Annotated in this window: 17 protein-coding genes; 9 read left to right on the forward strand and 8 right to left on the reverse strand. The window is 69.2% G+C overall.

Annotated features, from left to right (window positions below):
• Positions 1 to 6: 6 nt before the first annotated feature.
• Positions 7 to 1,014 (reverse strand): D-isomer specific 2-hydroxyacid dehydrogenase family protein, encoded by a 1,008-nt coding sequence (locus ABD134_RS00425; RefSeq protein ID WP_344225706.1) that lies wholly within the window; start codon positions 1,012 to 1,014, stop codon positions 7 to 9.
• An 83-nt stretch (positions 1,015 to 1,097) separates the two neighbouring features.
• Here ABD134_RS00425 and ABD134_RS00430 point away from each other — a divergent pair, with 83 nt between their 5' ends.
• Positions 1,098 to 2,054, forward strand: coding sequence for an SDR family oxidoreductase (locus tag ABD134_RS00430; protein WP_344225708.1), 957 nt, complete (start codon positions 1,098 to 1,100; stop codon positions 2,052 to 2,054).
• A gap of 28 nt (positions 2,055 to 2,082) precedes the next feature.
• Positions 2,083 to 4,860, forward strand: coding sequence for an ATP-dependent helicase HrpB (gene hrpB, locus ABD134_RS00435; protein ID WP_344225710.1), 2,778 nt, complete (start codon positions 2,083 to 2,085; stop codon positions 4,858 to 4,860).
• A gap of 256 nt (positions 4,861 to 5,116) precedes the next feature.
• Here hrpB and ABD134_RS00440 read toward each other — a convergent pair whose 3' ends face one another.
• Both ABD134_RS00440 and ABD134_RS00445 read right to left on the reverse strand, forming a co-directional pair.
• Positions 5,117 to 6,118, reverse strand: coding sequence for a DUF2332 domain-containing protein (locus ABD134_RS00440; protein WP_344225712.1), 1,002 nt, complete (start codon positions 6,116 to 6,118; stop codon positions 5,117 to 5,119).
• Positions 6,103 to 7,605, reverse strand: a complete 1,503-nt coding sequence (locus ABD134_RS00445) for a glutamate-cysteine ligase family protein (RefSeq protein WP_344225714.1) — start codon at positions 7,603 to 7,605, stop codon at positions 6,103 to 6,105. Before ABD134_RS00445 ends, ABD134_RS00440 begins: the two co-directional genes overlap by 16 nt.
• Positions 7,606 to 7,791: 186 nt before the next feature.
• Here ABD134_RS00445 and ABD134_RS00450 point away from each other — a divergent pair, with 186 nt between their 5' ends.
• The 4 genes from ABD134_RS00450 (at position 7,792) to ABD134_RS00465 (ending at position 12,487) form a co-directional block, all read left to right on the forward strand.
• Entirely contained in the window at positions 7,792 to 9,102 is a 1,311-nt protein-coding gene (locus tag ABD134_RS00450) for an extracellular solute-binding protein (RefSeq protein ID WP_344225716.1), read from the forward strand.
• On the forward strand, positions 9,099 to 10,109 hold the full coding sequence (locus ABD134_RS00455; protein WP_344225718.1) for a carbohydrate ABC transporter permease: 1,011 nt from the start codon (positions 9,099 to 9,101) through the stop codon (positions 10,107 to 10,109). Before ABD134_RS00450 ends, ABD134_RS00455 begins: the two co-directional genes overlap by 4 nt.
• Positions 10,106 to 11,035 (forward strand): carbohydrate ABC transporter permease, encoded by a 930-nt coding sequence (locus tag ABD134_RS00460; protein WP_344225720.1) that lies wholly within the window; start codon positions 10,106 to 10,108, stop codon positions 11,033 to 11,035. Before ABD134_RS00455 ends, ABD134_RS00460 begins: the two co-directional genes overlap by 4 nt.
• Before the next feature lie 114 nt (positions 11,036 to 11,149).
• Complete coding sequence (locus ABD134_RS00465) at positions 11,150 to 12,487, forward strand: ABC transporter ATP-binding protein (RefSeq protein ID WP_344225722.1); 1,338 nt, start codon at positions 11,150 to 11,152, stop codon at positions 12,485 to 12,487.
• 7 nt (positions 12,488 to 12,494) lie between these two features.
• On the opposite strand, the gene ABD134_RS00470 is transcribed toward ABD134_RS00465, so the two are convergent.
• Both ABD134_RS00470 and purU read right to left on the reverse strand, forming a co-directional pair.
• Positions 12,495 to 13,016 (reverse strand): gamma carbonic anhydrase family protein, encoded by a 522-nt coding sequence (locus tag ABD134_RS00470; RefSeq protein ID WP_344225724.1) that lies wholly within the window; start codon positions 13,014 to 13,016, stop codon positions 12,495 to 12,497.
• 37 nt (positions 13,017 to 13,053) lie between these two features.
• Entirely contained in the window at positions 13,054 to 13,902 is an 849-nt protein-coding gene (gene purU, locus ABD134_RS00475; protein ID WP_344227569.1) for a formyltetrahydrofolate deformylase, read from the reverse strand.
• A 290-nt stretch (positions 13,903 to 14,192) separates the two neighbouring features.
• Here purU and ABD134_RS00480 point away from each other — a divergent pair, with 290 nt between their 5' ends.
• Positions 14,193 to 14,663, forward strand: coding sequence for a hypothetical protein (locus tag ABD134_RS00480; RefSeq protein WP_344225726.1), 471 nt, complete (start codon positions 14,193 to 14,195; stop codon positions 14,661 to 14,663).
• A gap of 43 nt (positions 14,664 to 14,706) precedes the next feature.
• Here ABD134_RS00480 and ABD134_RS00485 read toward each other — a convergent pair whose 3' ends face one another.
• The 3 genes from ABD134_RS00485 to ABD134_RS00495 are packed head-to-tail and all read right to left on the reverse strand — an operon-like array spanning position 14,707 to position 18,153.
• Positions 14,707 to 16,209 carry a catalase gene (locus tag ABD134_RS00485; RefSeq protein WP_344225728.1) on the reverse strand — a complete coding sequence of 501 codons (1,503 nt, stop codon included), beginning with the start codon at positions 16,207 to 16,209 and terminating at the stop codon, positions 14,707 to 14,709.
• Between the two features lie 47 nt (positions 16,210 to 16,256).
• Positions 16,257 to 16,802 carry a Fur family transcriptional regulator gene (locus ABD134_RS00490; RefSeq protein ID WP_344225730.1) on the reverse strand — a complete coding sequence of 182 codons (546 nt, stop codon included), beginning with the start codon at positions 16,800 to 16,802 and terminating at the stop codon, positions 16,257 to 16,259.
• A gap of 34 nt (positions 16,803 to 16,836) precedes the next feature.
• Positions 16,837 to 18,153, reverse strand: a complete 1,317-nt coding sequence (locus ABD134_RS00495) for a flavin-containing monooxygenase (protein WP_344225732.1) — start codon at positions 18,151 to 18,153, stop codon at positions 16,837 to 16,839.
• A gap of 302 nt (positions 18,154 to 18,455) precedes the next feature.
• On the opposite strand from ABD134_RS00495, the gene glyA reads away from it, so the two are divergent.
• The gene (gene glyA / locus ABD134_RS00500) at positions 18,456 to 19,718 is read left to right on the forward strand and encodes a serine hydroxymethyltransferase (RefSeq protein ID WP_344227571.1); all 1,263 of its coding nucleotides are present in this window, start codon (positions 18,456 to 18,458) and stop codon (positions 19,716 to 19,718) included.
• 138 nt (positions 19,719 to 19,856) lie between these two features.
• Positions 19,857 to 20,744 carry a bifunctional methylenetetrahydrofolate dehydrogenase/methenyltetrahydrofolate cyclohydrolase gene (locus ABD134_RS00505; protein ID WP_344225734.1) on the forward strand — a complete coding sequence of 296 codons (888 nt, stop codon included), beginning with the start codon at positions 19,857 to 19,859 and terminating at the stop codon, positions 20,742 to 20,744.
• The last annotated feature ends 19 nt before the right edge of the window (positions 20,745 to 20,763 follow it).

Below are 20,763 nucleotides of genomic sequence, written 5' to 3' on the forward strand. Positions count from 1 at the left end.
TGGAGGTCAGTACCCCGCGTCCGCGTCCACCCGTCCCTCCAGTGCGGACCCCTCGGCACGGGCGGCGAGGTTCCGCTCGCTGCGCGCGTTGATCAAGGGGATGCACATCTGCGGGGTGTCCGCCGTGTGCGGGGTGATCAGGCAGCGCGGCTCAGCCCACAACGGGTGCCCGTCCGGGAGCGGCTCCGGGTCGGTGACGTCCAGTCCGGCACCGCGGATGGATCCGGAGGCCAGCGCCGCCACCAGGGCATCGGTGTCCACGAGCGTTCCGCGGGCGATGTTGATCAGGATTGCGGTAGGGTCCATGAGCTCCAGCTGCTGGGCCCCGATCATGCCCCGGGTCTCATCCGTGGCGGCGGCGGCGATCATCACGACGTCGGCGTCCGGCAGGACCTCGTCCAACCGTTCCTGGGTGACAGTCCGGTCCGCCCCGGGCACCTCGTCCCCCGTCCTCCGGACCATGGTGACGGTGGTGTCCCAGGTCTTGAGCAGGCGCAGGTACTCGCGAGCGATACCGCCGCCGCCCACCACCACGCAGTTCAGTCCGTTCAGGGTGGTGCCACTGCCGGGGGCCCACCCGGTGGCGCGGACCCGTTCGGGCAGGTCCCGCAGCAGAGCAAGTGTGAGGGCGAGGGCGTGCTCGGCCACGGGCGGCGCGTAGACGCCCTTCGCGGAGGTCCACTGGATGTCCGTCCGCTGCCGGATCAGCGGTACGTACCGTTCGATGCCGGCGAACGGCAGCTGGATCCATCCGAGCGACGGGTTGGCGGCCAGGATGGCCTCGACGTCCTCGACCGGCACCGGGTACACCATCACCAGGGCGGTCGCGGACCCGTCACCGTAGGGTGCGTCGGCGTCGCTCGGCACCACCGAGCCACCGACGTCGGTTGCGGCCTGCGCCGGTCCGGCGTGGGCTTCGCGGTAGGGGCCGTCCTGGCGGACCTCGGTCGGTGGGTAGAACAGGACCCTGTCTGGTCCGGTGGCGGCGGGGTTCTCGGATGCTGACTCGGTCATGCCGCCATGCTGTCACAACCGAGGTCAGCCGGTGCGCAGGTGATGACTTGATGCCGTCGGGGCAGGTCCTTAGGGTCGGGATCATGAACGGATCCGCGAACCACCCAGATAACCAGACCGACCTCAACACCGGCGGCGGGGGTGCGGGGGCCGGCCAGCTCGCCGCCGATGACCCCACGGCCCGGCACCCGAAGATCTCGCCACCGGAACAGGACCAGCCGGAGCCCGGTCTGGACGTGAAGACCGAGCCGGTGCCGGATATCGGCCTGGAGTCCTACCGGGGCCAGGGGCGTCTGGTCGGTCGCAAGGCTTTGGTGACCGGCGGCGACTCCGGGATCGGCGCCGCCGTCGCCATCGCCTTCGCCCGAGAGGGTGCGGACGTGGCGATCGCCTACCTGCCGGCCGAGGAGGAGGACGCCCGGCGCGTGGTCGAGGCCATCGAGGAGGCCGGCCGGACCGCGGCCGCGCTCCCCGGTGACCTGATGGACCGGCAGTACCGGGCTGGCGTTGTGGATGCCGCTGCCGAGAAGCTCGGCGGACTGGACATCCTGGTCAACAATGCCGGCAAGCAGGTGATCTCCGAGTCCCTGGAGGACCTGAGTGACGAACAGGTCGAGGAGACCTTCCAGATCAACATCATGTCCATGTTCACGCTGTGCCGTGCCGCCCTGAAGCACATGGGCCCGGGATCGACCATCGTGAACACCACCTCCGTCCAGGCCTATGAGCCGAACCCGATGATCATGGACTATGCGGCCACGAAAGCGGCGATCAACAACTTCACCAAGGGCCTGGCCCAACAGGTGGCGGAGCGGGGCATCCGCGTGAACGCCGTGGCGCCGGGTCCGGTCTGGACCGTCCTGCAGGTCTCGGACGGCCAGCCCAAGGAGAAGCTGCCGAAATTCGGGCACAACACCCCGTTGGGCCGTGCCGGTCAGCCGGTGGAGATGGCCCCGGCGTTCGTGTTCCTGGCCTCCGGGGAGTCCAGCTACGTCACCGGGGACACCCTCAACGCCAACGGCGGCACTCCCACGCCCTGATCCACGGCAAGCGGTCCACAATGGGAGGATGAGTTCCCGCACCCGGCCCGGCCCCTTCGACCTCGATCGACTGGGCGCCGGACTGGTCTTCAGCGATTCCCTGCCAGACCTGCGCCGGTCTCTGGTCTCGGAGCGCCTCGCCGTGGTGCAGGCCCCTCCGGGCACCGGCAAGACCACGCTCGTGCCGCCGGCCGCGGCGAACGTGCTGGCCGAGCAGTCCGGGCAGGCCAGGCAGGCCGGCCGGACCCCGCAGAAGGTCATCGTCACGCAGCCGCGCCGGGTGGCGGCCCGCGCCGCCGCCCGCCGTCTCGCGGCCCTGGACGGGACCGGCGTCGGGACCCGGTCCGGTTATGTGGTCCGCGGGGAACGCCTGACGGGTGCGGGGACCGTGGTGGAGTTCGTGACACCCGGCGTACTCGTCAACCGTCTGCTCAGCGATCCCGAGCTGGCCGGAGTCGGTGCCGTGATCCTGGACGAGGTCCATGAACGCGATCTGGAGACGGATCTGCTCTTCGGCATGCTCGGGGAAGTGGCTCAGCTCCGCCCCGAACTGCTCCTCGTGGCGATGTCCGCGACGTTGGATGCGGCGCATTTCGCCGTCCGTCTGGGGGAGGGCACCGGCCGGCCCGGTCCCGCTCCCGTGGTCGACTGCCCCGCCGCCCTGTTCCCCGTGGACATCCGCTACCGAGCGCATCCCGGGCGCCGCCAGGACCTGCGCGGGGTGAGCCGGGACTTTCTCGACCACGTCGCCCGCTGCGCCGCGGAGGCACACGCCGAGGTCCGCGAGACCGAGCCCGGAACCGACGCACTCGTCTTCGTTCCCGGGGCCCGCGAGGTCGCAGCGACGGTGTCCCGGTTACAGGAACTGGCCCCCGGCACCGAGATCCTGCCCCTGCACGGTCGGTTGCCGGCGGCGGAGCAGGACCGGGCCGTCGGCGGGCGTGAACCGTCGGCTGCAGACCGGCCCCGCATCATCGTGTCCACCTCACTGGCCGAGTCGTCGCTCACGGTACCGGGGGTGCGGCTCGTGGTGGATGCCGGGCTGGCCCGCGAACCCCGCCGGGACGCCGCCCGCGGTATGACAGGGTTGGTGACGGTGGCCGCCGCGCAGTCCTCCGCCGACCAGCGGGCCGGCCGTGCCGGACGTCTTGGCCCGGGCACCGTGGTCCGCTGCTATGACCGCAGCACCTACGGGGCCGCGCCCGCTCAGCCGACGCCCGCCGCCGCCGTCGCCGACCTCACCGGTGCAGCCCTCGTGCTGGCCTGCTGGGGCGCGCCCGCCGGGGAGGGCCTCGTGCTGCCGGAACCGTTGCCGGAGGCCTCCCTGGCCGAGGCATTGGAGACACTGACCGCGCTGGACGCCATAGATCCCTCCGGCCGCGCTACCGACCACGGCCGCCGCCTCGCCGCGATCCCCGCCGAGCCACGGCTGGCCCGCGCCCTGCTCGACGGCGGCCGGTTGGTGGGTGCCCGCGCCGCCGCTGAGGTGGTCGCCCTGGTCTCGTCCGATGTGCGGCCCGAGGGGGCCGATCTGACGGTGTCCCTGCATCGACTGCGTGCGGCGGGGCGCGGCGATGCCGAGGCCGGCCGGTGGCGCCGCGAGACCGATCGCTTCGAACGGTTGGCCGGTCGGGATGGCACGGAGGAGTCGGGGAGTACCCGGGTGTCTCGGGAGTCGGGGGTGGGGGCCGTCGTCGGGCTGGCCTGGCCCGAACGCCTGGCGCGGCGGGTCCAGGACGCAGCCGGGAACGGCGGCCGGGGAGCCAGTGATGGCCGGTCCGGTGGGGTCTACCTGCTGGCCTCCGGGACTCGGGCCGCGCTGCCGCCAGGCAGCCCGCTGGCCGGGGCGGACTGGCTGGCCGTGGCCGAGGTCTCGCGCGCCGAGGGCGGGGCCGCCGCCGGCACGGGAGCCGTGATCCGGGCCGCGGCCCCCGTGGACGCCGCCGTGGCGGAACAGCTTGCCGGACCTTTCTATCGGGATGATCTGACCGCCACGTGGCAGGACGGCAGGGTGGTCGGCCGGGCCGTGAAGGCAGTGGGGGCGATCATCCTGTCCGAGACACCGGTGGCACCCGACCGCGCGTCTGGCCGCGCCGCCGTCGTGCGCCTCCTGGCCGAGCGGGGTCCCGAGGCCTTCGGACTGACCGCTGAGGCCGGCCCCGGGGCCGACGCGCTGCGCCGCCGCCTGAACCTGCTGCACCGGACGCTGGGGGAGCCGTGGCCGGACCTGTCCTCGGCGGCACTCGCGGTGGGCTGGGAGGACTGGCTCGCGCCTGAAGTCGAGATGCTGGCCGGCGGAGCCAGGACGAGTTCCCTGGACCTGGCCTCGGCCCTGCGGCGGCTGCTGCCGTGGCCGGAGGCGGTGCGGTTGGACGAGCTGGTGCCCGAGCGCCTGCCCGTCCCCAGCGGCCGCACCGCACGGATCGACTACCCGGCCGTGGAATCGGCGGCAGTCGGTGTCGGTGCTGCTGAACCTGGTGCCACGGGTCCCGGTGCTGGAGACCCCGGTGCAACGCTTCCCGACGCCGGCACCCCGGTCGTGGCGGTCAAGCTCCAGGAGTGTTTCGGGCTGGCCGAGACCCCGCGGTTGGTGGACGGCCGGGTGCCGGTGGTCTTCCACCTGCTCTCCCCGGCAGGCCGGCCCCTGGCGGTCACCGGGGATCTCGCCTCGTTCTGGTCCGGACCGTACGCCCAGGTCCGGGCGGAGATGCGCGGGCGCTATCCCAAGCACCCGTGGCCCGAGGACCCCTGGACCGCGCCGGCGACGGCTAAGACCAAGAAACGGGCGGGACAGGGGCACCGGTGAGGGGAACCGTCGGTGAGGGCAGACATGCCCCTACCCAGCGCTCATTCCCCTGGCCGTGGTGGATGCCAAGGCACCGCCCACGGCCACCGCACCAGTCGGCGCGTTCGTCAGTGGGGGGATTCGTCGCTTTCCCGCACCCTTCTTGGGTGACACATTCCCCAACTGACGTGAAGCCGAGTGAAGCCGAGCGGAGCCGAGTGAAGCCGAGCGAAGCGCACTGAGATGCCTACCGGCGTACACCGACCTGCCTGCTGACTCAGGTCCGGAGTTCCAACCCGGTGACCGGCCGGCCGTGCGGATCGGCCGTGGCGCGGAGGATGCCGTCGACGGCGATCACGAACTCTCCTCGGGGAACGGACTCTGGCACCGGGCGGAGCTGCGGGAGGACGCCTGGCCCCTCGTTGCTGATCCAGTGCCCGGGCAGGCCGCTGACGAGATCGGCGAAACCGCCCCGGGCGGCCTCGTCGAGGTAGGCCAGCACGGCGGTGTGGAAGACGACCATCGTGGCATCGGCGGGTGCCTCGGCGGCCAGAGCCGGGAGTGCCTCGTTGAGGTCGCCGGCGATGACCCGGGGTGGCTCACGGCGGGCGATGGCGAGCGCGGATCGGAGCCGGTCCCGGCGGCCTTCGTGTCCGGGCCAGATGAGGGTCTCCAGCCAGGTGCAGTCCTCCGCATTCGCGACGTCCACGGGGGAGAGGTCGATACCCGTCCGCCACACGACCTCCGGAAGGACCTGCGGCGGCTCGATTCCCGGGCCGAGGCGGCAGTCGATGACCACCTCGGACGGGCCGCCGGCGGAGTCGAGGCGGGTGCCGTCGCTGTACCGGTAGGAGTAGCGGTCCGGCAGAAGGCAGAGACCGGCCGCGGTTCCCACCTCGATCAAGGCCAGTGGCTGGGGCAGCTCGGCGAGGAACGGCAACAGCACGGCGCATCGGGCCGCCTCGTTCGTCTGCGTGGATCGCGCCAGGATGGTCTCCCGGATGACATCCCAGCGGTCCAGGAGGGTGGACCGGAACGATGCGTAGGTGCCCTCGGCGCCGTGGAGCCGGGCGGCCGCGAACACGAGGTTGGGCTGACGCTTGGGGCGGGGCAGTCCTGCCACCAACTCGAGCACCTCGGGATCTTCCGCGACGTTCTCGGCCCAGTCCTCGTAGACCTCGGAGCTGCCGTGGGCCTCGATCCGGGCGAAGCGTCGGTAGACCTCTGACGGCGGAAGCTCCCCGCGGTGGATGGCGGTGTCCATCACGGCAGGGGCCATGTGTGCACGGGATTGCCGCCGCGCATGTGCGTCCCGTACTCCGCCACCATGCTCGCCAGCGCCGTGCCGCGGTCCAGGCCTGATTCTTCGTACCGGCCCAGGGCGCGCGTCATCCATGCCGCCCCGTTCTGGCCGGTCCGGGTGCGGCCGGTGAGCACCGCCAGATAGTGATCCGCCACGTCCTCCTCCACCTCGAGCAGCTCCAGCCCCTGCCGTGCGGCCGGCAGCAGGTGCCGGTCCAGCAGCTCTGTGACGGGGACGTCCCCGTAACCGGGCCAGTACACCGAGGCGTTCAGTCCGTGCCGGGCGCATTCGTAGAAGTTGGTCCTCGCGACTGCGAAGGACATCCGCTGCCAGGGGTTCTCCTCTGTGGTCACCAAGTACTTGACCAGGCCGAAGAAGAAGGCGGCGTTGGCCACCATGTCCACGACCGTGGGACCGGCCGGGAGCAACCGGTTTTCTACCCGAAGGTTGGCGGGAAGCGCCGGCGAGGTGCCGGCGTCGTCCGTCTTCTCGTCTTTGCCGGGGTCGTAGATGGGGCGGTTCCAGCGGTAGACCGTGCCGTTGTGCAACAACAGCTCGGCCAGCTTCGGCGCGCCGGCCTCCGTGGTGCCCGTTTCACCGGACATCTCCGGAAGCAGCGCCGGGAAGAAGGCGATGTTCTCCTCGAACAGGTCCTCGATGCCGTCGATCCAGCGCTCACCGAACCAGACGCGGGGCCGTACCCCCTGGCGGGCCAGCTCCGGGCCCCGGGTGTCCGCGGCCTGCTGGAACACGGGGATGCGGGACTCGTCCCACAGCAGTCTGCCCAAGAACAGCGGGGAGTTCGCGGCCAGGGCCACCTGAGGCCCGGCGATCGCCTGCGCCGCGTTCCACACCGGGCCGAACTGCTCCCGGGTCACCTCGAGGTGTAGCTGCATGGAGGTGCACGTGGACTCCGGGGCGATGTCCCGGGCGTAGTAGGACAGGTGCTCGGGCCCGTCGATGTCGATGAGGATGTCCTCACCGCGGGCCTCGAGGATCGCCGCGTTCAGGGCCGCATAGCGGTTGCCCTCGCTGATCCAGCCCTCGCCGGCCAGGTCCTCCCCGTCCAGGGTGGGCAGGATCCCGATCGCATACAGCTGGGCCCCGGCGCGGATGGCCCGCTCGTCCGCGCGATTCAGCTCCGCCTTCAAGGACTCCTCGAGATCGCGCAATCCGCGCTCCCGGATGGTCAGAGAGGGGTGATTGAGCTCGATGTTGTACCGGCCCAGTTCCGTCTGGAACGCCGGATCGTCGATGGCGTTCAGGACCTCGCGATTCAGCGGCGCCGGCTGGGACGCCTCGTCCACCAGGTTCAGTTCCAGCTCCAGGCCGATCCGCCCGGCTCCGGAGAAGTCGCGGCCGGCGAGATAGTCCTTCAGCTCCCGCAGTGATCCTTCCAGCCGCTCGCGGTACCGCGTCCGCTCGGACCGGGAATAGGTGCTCGATTCGACCTCGGTGCCCATGGGATGAAGCGTAAGGCACCGGAACCCTTGGGAAACACCCGCCACAGGCATATGCTCACGTCACAGTGACCTGCATCACTGGCGTGGGACTGGTTTTCGCGCCGGGACGCAGGTCACGGTGGGACACGGATCATCGGCCCTGGCCGCAGCACCGTGGTACGGAACCGGACCGGAGGTACGCGACTGATGAGGCAATCCCGACCGAGTGGCAGGCACGCCCGCGGGGTGGCGAGAGCCGCAGTGGTAGCCACGGCAGCCCTAGTGCTGGCGGGCTGTGGGCCGGCGGAGGACACTCCGGTCCTCACCTGGTACACCAACCCGGACGACGGCGGCCAGGCCACCATCGCGCAGCAGTGCACCGAGGAGGCCGGAGGGGCCTACCGGATCGAGACGTCCATCCTCCCCAATGACGCCGCCTCCCAGCGTGAACAGCTCACCCGGCGGCTGGCCGCCGGGGACACCTCCATGGACATCATGTCCCTGGACCCGCCTTTCATCCCGGAGCTGGCCGAGCCCGGATTCCTCGCACCGGTCCCCGAGGACGTGGCCTCCGTGACCACCGAGGACACCCTCGATGGGGCGCTGGCCGGTGCGACCTGGAAGGACAACCTCGTCACCGTGCCGTTCTGGGCCAACACCCAGCTGCTCTGGTACCGCGAGTCCGTGGTGGACGAGGCCGGCCTGAACATGGACGAACCGGTCACTTGGGATCAGTTGATCGAGGTCGCGCGGGACCAGGACAAGGAACTCGGAGTCCAGGGGGCACGGGCGGAGTCCATGACCGTGTGGCTCAACGCGCTGGTCGAGTCTGCTGGCGGACACATCCTCGAGAACCCGGAGGCCTCTGCCACGGACGTCCAGACGGGACTCGACACGGAGGCGGGTCACCAGGCGGCGCAGATCCTCTCCACCATCGGCCAGGAGGGCCTCGGGGGGCCGGGCCTGGCCACCCAGCAGGAGAACGAGGCGATGCTGGTCTTCCAGGGGGACAGTGGCTCCTTCATGGTGAACTGGCCGTTCGTCTGGCCCGCCACCAATGCGGCCGTGGAGGATGGGGCACTCCCGGAGGACCTGCCCGAGGACATCGGCTGGGCCCTGTACCCCCGGGTGGTGGACGACGAGGAGCCGGCCCCGCCGCTGGGCGGCATCAACCTCGGAGTGGGGGCCGACTCCGAGCACCCGGAACTGGCATGGGAGGCGATCGAGTGCATCGTCACCCCGGAACACCAGACCGAGTACTTCATCACCAACGGCAACCCGCCCTCCAGCGCGAGCGCGTTCGACGACCCGGCCGTGGAGGAGGCGTTCCCGATGGCCCCGACCATCCGTGAATCCCTGGAACTGGCGGCGCCCCGCCCGCAGACGCCGTACTACAACGAGGTGTCCACGGCCATCCAGCAGCGGTTCGCCCCGCCAGGAGCCGTCGAACCGGAGACCACCCCGGCCGAGACCGGCCAGTTCATCATGGAAGTCCTGCGAGGGGAGTCCCTGCTGTGAGTGCCGTTCCCACGAATGTCCCCGCGGTCGACCCGGCGGATGCAGAGGGTCCCGACCGAGGCTCCGAGCCGCCGGGCGGCTCCCGTGGCCGCCGGAAGGCGCCGACCTCCGAACGCGCGAGAGCCGAGGCCCGCCTGGGCTGGTGGCTCGCCGGGCCCGCCTTCGTCATCATGGTGGCCGTCATCTTCTATCCCGTGGCACAGGCCGTCTGGGACTCCCTGTTCAACTACCGCCTGACCGCCCCAGCGGACCGGGAGTTCATCGGCCTGAGGAACTACGCCACGATCCTCTCGGACGGAGTGTTCTGGAGTGCTCTGGGGGTCACTGCCTTGATCACGGTGGTCACCGTCTTCGTGGAGCTCATCCTCGGATTCATCCTCGCGATGATCATGCACAAGGCCATCAAATCCACGCGCGGCCTGGTCCGGACCGTGATCCTGGTGCCCTACGGCATCATCACCGTGGTCTCGGCCTATGCCTGGTACTACATGTTCAGCATCGATTCCGGGTACGTGAACAACTGGCTCAGTTGGCTGCCCGGGTTCAACGACGAACTGAATTGGTTCGCACAGGGCGGCACCTCGCTCGTGGTGATCATGTTCTCCGAGATCTGGAAGACCACGCCCTTTATCTCCCTGCTCCTGCTCGCGGGACTGGCCCAGGTCCCGGACGATCTCTCCGAGGCGGCCGCAGTGGACGGGGCCAACTGGTGGCAGCGGCTGAGCCGAGTGGTGCTGCCGAACATGAAGGCGGCCATCATGGTGGCCGTGCTGTTCCGGGCCCTGGACGCGTTCCGGGTATTCGACTCGATCTTCATCATGACCAACGGCGCGTACGGCACCGAGGTGCTCTCCCTCCTCGCCTATCGCACCTCGATCGGCCGCCTGGAGATCGGGCTCGGCTCGGCCATCTCCGTGGTGCTGTTCCTCTGCGTGGCCCTGATCGCCTTCGTTGCCATCAAGATCTTCAATGTTGACCTGGCCGGATCCAAGGGAGGCCGCAAATGAGCGTCGAAGCAACCCGAGTCCCGGCTGGCCGCACCGCCCGCGAGCCGGACCCGACCACTGCGGAGCTGGCGGGTCAGAAGACGGCCGGCCGTGCCAAGCGGAACACGGCCATCGGCTGGTGGGTGCTGACCGTCATCGTCGCCGTGTGGTGCCTGTTCCCCGTGGCGTCCATCCTGGCCACGAGCTTCAAGACGCCGGGAGACCTGTCCAACGGGCAGTTCCTGCCCACCGAGTGGTCCGGGGTGAACTACTCCGAGATCCTGGTGGGGGATTCGCGTGAACTGTTCCTGACGGCACTGTGGAACTCGATCGGCATCTCGGTGATCGCCACAGCGATCGCCGTGGTGCTCGCCACCCTGTGTGCCTACGCGATCGCGCGGTTGGACTTCCCAGGCAAGAAGGTGGTGCTGACCGTCTCCCTGATGGTCTCCATGTTCCCGGTGATCTCGCTGGTCACGCCGTTGTTCAACATGTGGCGCACGCTGGGCCTGTATGACACGTGGCCCGGTCTGATCATTCCGTACCTGTCACTGACACTGCCGATCTCCATCTGGACGCTCACCGCGTTCTTCCAGCAGATTCCCTGGGAGCTCGAACAGGCAGCACAGGTGGACGGCGCCACCCCGCTGCAGGCATTCCGCAAGGCGATCGTCCCGCTGGCCCTGCCCGGCGTCTTCACCACCGCCATCATTGCCTTCTTCATCGCCTGGAACGACTTCGTCTACGGCATCTCACTGACCTCCACGGAAGCGGCCAGACCCGTGCCGGCCGCCTTGGCGTTCTTCACCGGCGCCTCCCAGTTCGAATCGCCCACCGGCGCGATCTCCGCCGCGGCGATCATCGTCACCATCCCTGTGGTGCTGCTGGTCATGCTCTTCCAGAAGCAGATCGTCGCCGGCCTGACCTCGGGTGCGGTGAAGGGCTGATCAGCGGGGCCTACACCTGCCGCGGGCAACCGGCGAGAGTGAGCACCAGCCACCCATCATGTCGGAACGCAAGGCAAGCGAACCAAGCGAAGCAAGCAGAGAAAGGGAGCACCGATGGCCTCCATCACCCTGAACAACATCGTCAAGAAGTACGACGACGGCTTCCCGGCCGTGAACAATGTGTCCCTGGACATCGCCGACGGTGAGTTCGTCATCCTGGTGGGACCCTCGGGCTGTGGCAAGTCCACCCTGTTGCGGATGATCGTGGGGCTGGAGGACATCACGTCCGGGGAACTGCAGATCGACGGGACGCGGATGAACGAGGCCGCGCCGAAGGACCGGAACCTGGCCATGGTGTTCCAGAACTACGCCCTCTACCCGCACCTGACGGTGTACGAGAACATCGCCTTCCCGCTGCGTCTGGCGAAGAGGTCCGGTGGCTCCAATGGCTCCAATGGCGACTCTACTGGGGGAGCGAACGGCGGGGCCGGCGGGGGATCGGTGGACGACCGCGTGCGCAAGGCGGCGGAGATGCTCGAACTGACCGAGCATCTGGAGCGCAAGCCCGCGAACCTCTCCGGCGGTCAGCGGCAACGCGTGGCGATGGGGCGCGCGATCGTCCGCCAGGCGGACGCCTTCCTGTTCGACGAACCGCTGTCCAACCTGGACGCCAAGCTGCGTGGGCAGATGCGCGCCGAGATCGCGCAACTGCAGCGCCGGCTCGGCGTCACCAGCGTGTACGTCACGCACGACCAGACTGAGGCCATGACCCTGGGGGACCGGGTGGCCGTGCTGAAGAAGGGGGAACTCCAGCAGGTGGCCAGCCCTCGCGAACTCTACGAGCAGCCCGTGAACCTGTTCGTGGCCGGCTTCATCGGCTCGCCGTCCATGAATTTCCTGCCCGCCACGCTCAAGGAGGGCGCTGCGGGCTTCGAGGGCTCCGAGCGTGCCGGCGGGGCCATCCTCTCCTCGCCCATCGGTGACATCCCCATTTCCGCGGAGAAGGCCGCTGTGGCGACAGGCCATGAACTGCTCATGATCGGTCTGCGGCCCGAGTTCTTCGAGGATGCTCAACTCGTGGACGAGGCCAAGAAGGGCAAGGGCGCCGTCTTCACGGCGGAACTGTCCCACCTGGAATGGCTGGGGCACGAGCAGTACGGCTACATCGAGTTCGAGCCGGACGAGAAGGTCCGGCGCCTGCTGTCCGACCTCGCGGCGGAGATGGACGCCGACGAGCTGCGCCCGCAGGTGGTCACCACGCTGTCCGCGGAGTCCCGGGTGCGCCCCGGTCAGCCCACCGACCTCTGGGTGGACACCTCCCGCATCCACATCTTCGACCCGGAGACCGGGGAGAACCTGACGAGGGACGCGGAGGCCGGCGCCGAGCTGACGCGGATGGCCGCCGAGGAGCGGGAGCGAGAGATCGAGTTGGCCGCCACCAAGGACGGATAGCCAGGGACTACGCGGAAGTGGCCGCGCGGTGCGCCGCGGCCAGGCGCACGTAGGTGGCCGAGTTCCTGCCGAGGGAGGCGAGCTCGTCCTCGGTGAGTTCTCGGCGGACCTTGGCGGGGACCCCGGCCACGAGTGACCGCGGCGGGACCACCGTGCCCTCGAGGACCAGGGCGCCAGCGGCCACGAGGGACTGGGCTCCGATCACGGCTCCGTTCATGACCGTGGCGGACATGCCGATCAGGCAGCCGTCCTCCACGGTGGCGCCGTGGACCACGGCGGCGTGGCCCACCGAGATGTCCTGGCCGAGGGTGCAGGGGAAGCCCGCATCCGCGTGGAGGACCACGTTGTCCTGCAGGTTCGTTCGCTCGCCCACCCGGATGGGGGCACTGTCCCCGCGTGCCGAGACGCCATAGAAGGCGGAGGACTCGGCGGCGAGGGCCACGTCACCGGACAGGGTGGCGGTGGGGGCGAGGAAGCAGGACTCGTGGGCGACCGGCGTCGAACCGGAAACGGAGATCAGGTGTGCCATGGCAACAGAGTACGTGCCATGGCACACCTGACCACCGTCAATCGAAGACGACGGTGCGTTTGCCGTCGAGGAGGACTCGGTGCTCCGCGTGCCATTTGACGGCGCGGGAGAGAGTGGAACCCTCGACCTCGCGGCCGCGGATGACGAACTCCCGGGCGGACTGGGCGTGGGTGACGCGCTGGACCTGCTGCTCGATGATCGGGCCCTCGTCCAGGTCGGCGGTCACGTAGTGGGCGGTAGCCCCAATGAGCTTGACGCCCCGGTCGTGTGCCTGGTGATAGGGGCGGGCGCCCTTGAAGGACGGCAGGAAGGAGTGGTGGATGTTGATGGCCTTGCCCTCGAGCTTGCGGCAGAGGTCGTCCGAGAGGATCTGCATGTAGCGGGCCAGGACCACGAGCTCGATGTCGTACTCGGCGACCAGATCCAGGAGTTTGGCCTCGGCTTCGGCCTTGTTGGAGTTGCCTTGGGCATCCTTGGCCACGGGGATGTGGATGAAGGGGATGCCGTAGAAGAAGGCCATGGGCTGGAGCTCGAGGTGGTTGGAGACGATCACCGGGATCTCGACGGAGAGGGTGCCTGCGCGTTGCTGGAAGAGCAGGTCGTTGAGGGTTCGGCCGTCCTTGGAGCACATCACCAGGGTGCGGGTCTTGCGGGAGGCATCCCAGAGGCCGAGCTCCATGTCGAACTCCTCGCGGACCGGTTCCAGGGCGGCCTCGACCGCCTCGCGGCTCTCGGGCGTGCTGAACTCCACGCGCATGAAGAAGGTACCGGTGTCCGGGGAGTCGAACTGCTTGGAGTCGGTGATGTCTCCCTGGACCGAGAGCAGGGCACCGGAGACGGCGTGCACGATGCCGCGGCTGTTCTGGCAGGACAGGGACAGCACCATGGGGTGGCCCGTGATCTCGGCCGAACCGGCCAGGGTGGCGTTGGACGCGGTGGCAGGGGTAGAAGCGTTCATGGGGAAAGCATACCTATCTCCATAGTGATTTGTATCACCGGGCGCGAAATTGTTGTCCGGGGAGGCTCGGTGCCCCCAGCAGGTCTGGAGGGCGGGCGCGGGTGACGGCGGCCCAGGCCTCGGCTCCCAGGTCACCCTATGGCACAGTGGTCGGCACCAGCCGGACGGCTTCGGAGCCGGTCGACTGGTGCACCGTCAGCGAGAGCAAAGGACAGGTCATGGACAACCAGCAGATGCTGTGGTTGGTCATCGGCGTGGTGGTGGTCATCATCATTGTCGTCGTTGCCATCGTGTGGGCGAAGCGCAGCCGGGATCGGCGGCAGGAGGCTGCCCACCGGGCGGCGGAAGACCTCCGCGGTGAGGCGGACCGGCATCGGGGGCGCACCCTGGCCGAGGAGGAGCAGGCGGCTGCCGTTCGTCATGAGGCCGATGCGGCGGAGGAGGAGGCCCGGCAATTGCGGGTCGAGGCCGAGGAGCGTGAGCGGACCGCCGACTCATCGCGTGGCACTCTGGACGCGCAACTGCGGGAGGCCGACCGGCTGGACCCACAGGTCAGGACCGACCGAGAGGGACGCCGGATCGACGGTGTCGATCCAGTCGATCAGGTCGGGCCGGCCGACGCAGCCGAGTCCGGAAAGCACGCTGCGGACACATCCCCCGACGGTGACGCGCGAGGGCCCCGCTCCTGACGTCGGAACGGGGCCCTCGAGGCCGGACGGGGACTAGCGGATATCAGCGGCCGCGGTCGACGCCCATGCCCGGGACATCGGAGCCGTCGGCGTTGGCCTTGACGGCGTCCTCGATGCGCTGACCGATGGTGGCGTCCACGTTCTTCCAGTACTGGAAGGCGTTGGACAGCACCGGCTCCTGCACGCCGTCCAGGGCGCCGGAGACCGTCTCCACGAACTGGTCACGCTGGGCGTCGGAGAACACCTCGCGAACCAGGATGCCCGGCTGGACGAAGTCGCCGTCATCGCTGCGGAGGGTGTAGGCCTCGCGTGTCAGGGCGCCGTCAGCCTCCCAGCCGTTGTCCACCGGGCCGGTCTCGTCCGACCAGGAGTCACCGAAGGAGTTCGGGGCGTACATGGAGCGGGCACCGGAGTGCTCGTACCACATGTTGCCCTCGAAGTTGTAGGTGTTCACCGCGTTGATCGGCTTGTTGACCGGCAGCTGCTGGAAGTTGGTGCCGATGCGGTAGCGCTGGGCGTCCGCGTAGGCGAAATTGCGGCCCAGCAGCATCTTGTCCGGGGAGTTGCCCGTGCCCGGCACCATGTTGGCGGGCGAGAAGGCGGACTGCTCGATCTCGGCGAAGAAGTTCTCCGGATTGCGGTTCAGGGTCATGGTGCCGACCTTGTGCCGCGGGTAGTCCTTCTTGGACCAGACCTTGGTCAGGTCGAAGGGGTTGAACCGGTAGGTCTTGGCCTCCTCATACGGCATGATCTGGAAGTACAGGTCCCACTTCGGGAACTCGCCGTTGGAGATCGCCTCGCGCAGGTCGCGGCGGTGGAACTCGGCGTCTGCACCGGCCAGGCGCTCGGCCTCCGCGTTGGACAGGCCTTCCACGCCCTGCTGTGACTCGAAGTGCCACTTGACCCAGAAACGCTCGCCCGCTGCGTTGACCAGCATGTAGGTGTGCGAACCGTAGCCGTTCATGTGACGCCAGGTCTTCGGCAGACCGCGTTCACCCATGAGGTAGGTGACCTGGTGCGCGGACTCCGGGTTCTGCGTCCAGAAGTCCCACTGCATGGTGCCGTCACGCAGGCCGGAGTCCGGCAGGCGCTTCTGGGAGCGGATGAAGTGGGGGAACTTCATGGGGTCGCGGACGAAGAAGACCGGCGTGTTGTTGCCGACCATGTCGAAGTTGCCCTCTTCGGTGTAGAACTTCAGGGCAAAGCCGCGCACATCGCGCCAGGTGTCCGGGGAACCGAGCTCGCCGGCCACGGTGGAGAAGCGCAGGAGCAGGTCGGTCTGCTTGCCGGGCTGCAGGAAATCGGCCTTGGTCCACTTCGAGACATCCTCGGTGATCTCCAGAGTGCCGTAGGCGCCGGCGCCCTTGGCGTGCGGACGGCGCTCCGGGACGTTCATCCGGTTGAAGTGCGCCAGGGTCTCCACCAGGTGGTGGTCGTGCAGGACGATGGGGCCGTTGGCACCCACGGTCAGCGAGTTGCGGTCGCTGACGGCGGGGATGCCGGCCTGAGTGGTGGAACCGGTACCGTGCGGGGTGGTTTCCGTCATCACGTTCTCCTTGGTCGGTTGGGTGTGGTGGGTGGATGGGATACCGGTCAGCCCTGGCGGGCTTCCCGGGGCATGGTGGGGACCTCAAGCGTCCCGGAGGACGCGGGTTGCGCCGGTTGGGCGGATGCGCAGTCCGCGCACAGGCCCTGGTAGACGACGTCGGCGATCAAGATGGTCATCCCGTGCGTCTCGGAGGGGTGCAGGCAGGGCGCATGGCCGACGGCGCAGGCGACGTCCTCGATGCGCCCGCACTTGGTGCAGACGGCGTGGTGGTGGTTGTCCGCCACGCGGGTCTCATACCGTGCCGGCGAGTTGGCCAGGTCCAGCTGGCGAAGCAGGCCGGCGCCGGTCAGGGAGTGCAGCACGGTGTAGATGGACTGCACTGTGATCCCCGGCAGGCTCTGGCGGACGTGTTCCAGCACCGTGTCCGCCGTGGCGTGCGGGTACTCCTGCAAGGCGTCCAGGACTGCGAGCCGCTGCTTGGTGACCCGTAGCCCCGCCGACCGCATGCGGGCGGCCCAGGCCAGAGGGGCAGCTCCGGTGAGGGCTCGCCCTTCCTGGTCAGGGGTACCGGCGGGGGTGCTCTGGGTCATGCTCCCAGTATTGCATATTCTGAGTTACTCATAATTACTTGGTGGAGGCCGGGGCCCCCGCTGCCGCGTCCACGGTCCTCACGGCCTCCACGGCGGCCCGCCGCCCCGCCCGGGTTGCCCCGATCGTCGAGGCGGAGGCGCCGTAGCCCACCAGGAAGAGTCCGGGGCTCTTCGCCACGGACACCCCGTCCGCCGCCATCACCACGCCGCCTCCTCGTTCGCGGATGTGCACAGGGGCCAGGTGGTCCAGGGAGGCGCGGAACCCGGTCGCCCAGAGTATGACGTCGACCGGGGTCTCCCAGGTGGTCAACGGGTCCTCGGTCGAGAGGGCGGTGCAGGCCCGGCCCGGCAAGACGGGCACGTGACCCAGCCCGCCGGCCGCCGCGCCGCCGGAGGCGAGCAGTCGATCGGCGACGGGTCCCTGGGAGGGGATCGCGCCGCCGTCGGGCCCAGGGCCGTCCAGGACCACGCCGGTGGGGGTGATCCGGCGCAGCGGGCCCCGGCTGATGAGCACTCCGGAGGCGAGGCCGGCGAGGTACTGATCCGTGACGGGCAGACCCGTGGCGGCCACCACGGACAGCGGCGGCAGTCCCATGGTGGTGCGGGCCGAGACGGAGGCCTCCACGTTCACGCCCCACGAGGAGTCGAAGAAGCGGTCCGTCCAGTCCGGGGCGCGGCGGGTGCTCCACATGGGGTGGGCCCCGGCCGCGTCCAGCTGGAGGAGGAACTGCAGTGCGGAGGTGCCGCCGCCGACCACGAGGACCCGCTGGCCCGTGAAGTCCTCAGCCGCCGTGAACCCCTGCGTGTGCAGCTGACGGCCGGTGAACTCGGCGATCCCCGGGTGGTAGGGGATATAGGGGCTGTCCCAGGTGCCGGTGGCGTTGATGACCGTGCGAGCCCGCCACATCCGCCCGTCCGTGGCGGTGACGGTGAAGGTGCCGTGTTCACTCGCGGCCGCGTTCGGAACCGCCTCTGGAGCCGGGGCGCCTTGCTCCATGTGGTGCACCACCGACTCGACCTTGGCGGGGCGGACCACCGGCAGGCCGTGTTCCCGCTCGTAGATGCCGTAGTACCGCGAGACGACCCGGCTGGCCGGCTCGGTTGGGTCCGGGGTCCCCAGGGGCAGGCCGGGCAGGTCGTGGATCCCGTGCGCGGCGTCGAAGGTCAGGGAGTCCCAGCGGTGGCGCCAGGCGCCACCAGGGCCATCGTTGGCGTCGAGGACCACAAAGTCCTCCCAGGGCTCCAGGCCTTTGCGCAGAAGTTGCCCGGCGGCACTCAGCCCCGCCTGCCCGGCCCCGATCACGACGACGGCCAGCAGCTCGGTCGCGGAGGACCTCTCAGATGTGCTCACCTCCAACGCAGCGCCACGGCCGCTGCGCGTATTCCGCCGGAGTGTTTCGCCACGGTGCCGACACGTGCAGACGCCCGCGCTACGATGGGGCGCAGGCCGCGACTGGCGAAGGTGGACCACCACCGGGAAGCGGCGAACACGGACACCGGCGGTCGTCAGATGCGGCCGGACCGTGCAGGCCTCCGGACCGCCCGCCTGGGTCCGGCGGCGGCCAACGAACGTGACTACGCCAGCAGGAGCCTTCCGTGACAGAGCCCAACACCGCGTCCTCTCAGTCCGCCACCACCACCCGAGGTGCCGGGCTGAACACCCAGCCCCTGGCCGAGGTCGATCCGGAGATCGCCGCCGTCCTGGGCCAGGAACTCGGCCGCCAGAGGGACACCCTGGAGATGATCGCCTCCGAGAACTTCGTCCCGCGGGCGATCCTCGAGACCCAAGGGTCGGTCCTGACCAACAAGTACGCCGAGGGCTACCCCGGCCGCCGCTACTACGGTGGCTGCGAGTATGTGGACGTGGCGGAGAACCTGGCGATCGAGCGGGCCAAGTCGCTGTTCGGCGCCGAGCACGTCAACGTCCAACCACATGCCGGTGCGCAGGCCAACGTGGCACTGATGACTGCGCTGATGCAGCCCGGTGACACCCTGATGGGTCTGTCCCTGGCGCACGGTGGTCACCTGACCCACGGCATGAAGCTCAACTTCTCCGGCAAGACCTATGACATCGCGGCCTACGAGGTGGATCCGGACACCTACCGGATCGACATGGACAAGGTGCGCGAGAAGGCGCTGGAGGCCAAGCCCGCCATGATCGTGGCAGGCTGGTCCGCCTACCCCCGCCAGCTCGACTTCGCGGCCTTCCGCTCCATCGCGGATGAGGTCGGAGCCAAGCTCTGGGTGGACATGGCCCACTTCGCCGGACTGGTCGCGGCCGGACTGCATCCGAACCCGGTGCCGCACGCAGACGTCGTGACCTCGACCGCGCACAAGACGCTGGCCGGCCCGCGCTCGGGATTCATCCTCTCCAAAGAGGAGTACAAGAAGAAGATTGACTCGGCCGTCTTCCCGGGGCAGCAGGGCGGGCCACTGATGCACGCGATCGCCGGCAAGGCCGTGGCCTTCAAGATCGCGGCCTCAGACGAATTCGCCGAGCGCCAGCGCCGCACCATCGAGGGCGCCCAGATCCTCGCCGAGCGGCTGACCGCCGGCGACGTGACCGAGCACGGCATCTCCATCCTGACCGGGGGTACCGATGTGCACCTGATCCTCGTGGACCTGCGCCACGCAGAACTGGACGGTCGCCAGGCCGAGGACCTGCTGCACGAGGTCGGCATCACCGTGAACCGCAACTCGGTCCCGTTCGATCCGCGTCCGCCGATGACCACCTCCGGGCTGCGCATCGGCACGCCGGCGCTGGCCACCCGCGGCTTCGGCGCCACGGAGTTCACCGAGGTCGCGGACGTCATCGCCCAGACCCTCAAGCCGTCCCCGGATGTGCCGGCCCTGCGCTCCCGCGTGCAGAAGCTGGCCGAGGACTTCCCGCTGTACGAGGGACTCGAGGGCTGGTGATCGCCGCGGCTCCCGAGAGGGAGTCGTAGCAACCCGTAGTGATGGGCAGTGGTGCCGTCCTGGTGACAGACGCCACTCCAATCACTATGGTGATAGGTATTCATTTTGGTCGACCCCCGCAAGGAAGCGTGAACCGCCATGACCGCACAGAAGCTTGATGGCCGCGCCACTGCCGCCGCCATCAAGAAGGAACTCACCGAACGCGTCGAAGTACTCCGTGGCCAGGGTGTGGTGCCCGGGTTGGGAACCGTCCTGGTGGGGGAGGATCCCGGTTCCCAGTCCTACGTGGCCGGCAAACACCGAGACTGCGCCGAGGTGGGGATCAACTCCATCCGCCGTGATCTGCCCGACTCCACCACGGAGGAGGAGCTCCTCGCGGTGGTGGAGGAGCTGAACGCCAATGACGAGTGCACCGGGTACATCGTGCAGTTGCCCCTGCCGAAGCACATCGACACGGACCGGATCCTGGAGGCCATGGATCCGGACAAGGATGCCGATGGTCTGCACCCGATGAACCTGGGCCGGCTGGTCGCCTCCGTGGGAGGCGAACTCACCTCCCCGTTGCCGTGCACGCCGAAGGGCTGCGTGGAACTGCTGAAGCACTACGGGATCGAACTGGCCGGCAAGCTCGTGCTGGTCATCGGCCGTGGCGTGACGATCGGCCGTCCGGCCGGACTGGTGCTGACCCGCCGGGATGTCAACGCCACCGTGGTCCTGGCCCACACCGGGACGAAGGACCTCAAGGCGGAGCTGGCCCGGGCGGATGTCATCATCGCTGCCGCGGGCGTGGCCCACATGGTCAAGCCCGAGGACGTCAAGGAGGGCGTCGTCGTGCTGGACGTGGGCGTCTCCCGCGTCACCGGTGAGGACGGCAAGGCGCGGATCACCGGTGACGTGGATCCGGCCGTGGCCGAGAAGGCGTCCTGGATGGCCCCCAATCCCGGCGGTGTGGGGCCGATGACCCGGGTGGAGCTGCTGGCCAACGTGGTCGAGGCGGCCGAGCGTGCCGTCGCCGCAGGAAACTGAGCCCAGCCGAGCCTGGGTC

The sequence above is a fragment of the Citricoccus alkalitolerans genome (genome assembly GCF_039528175.1).
Lineage (GTDB): Bacteria > Actinomycetota > Actinomycetes > Actinomycetales > Micrococcaceae > Citricoccus > Citricoccus alkalitolerans.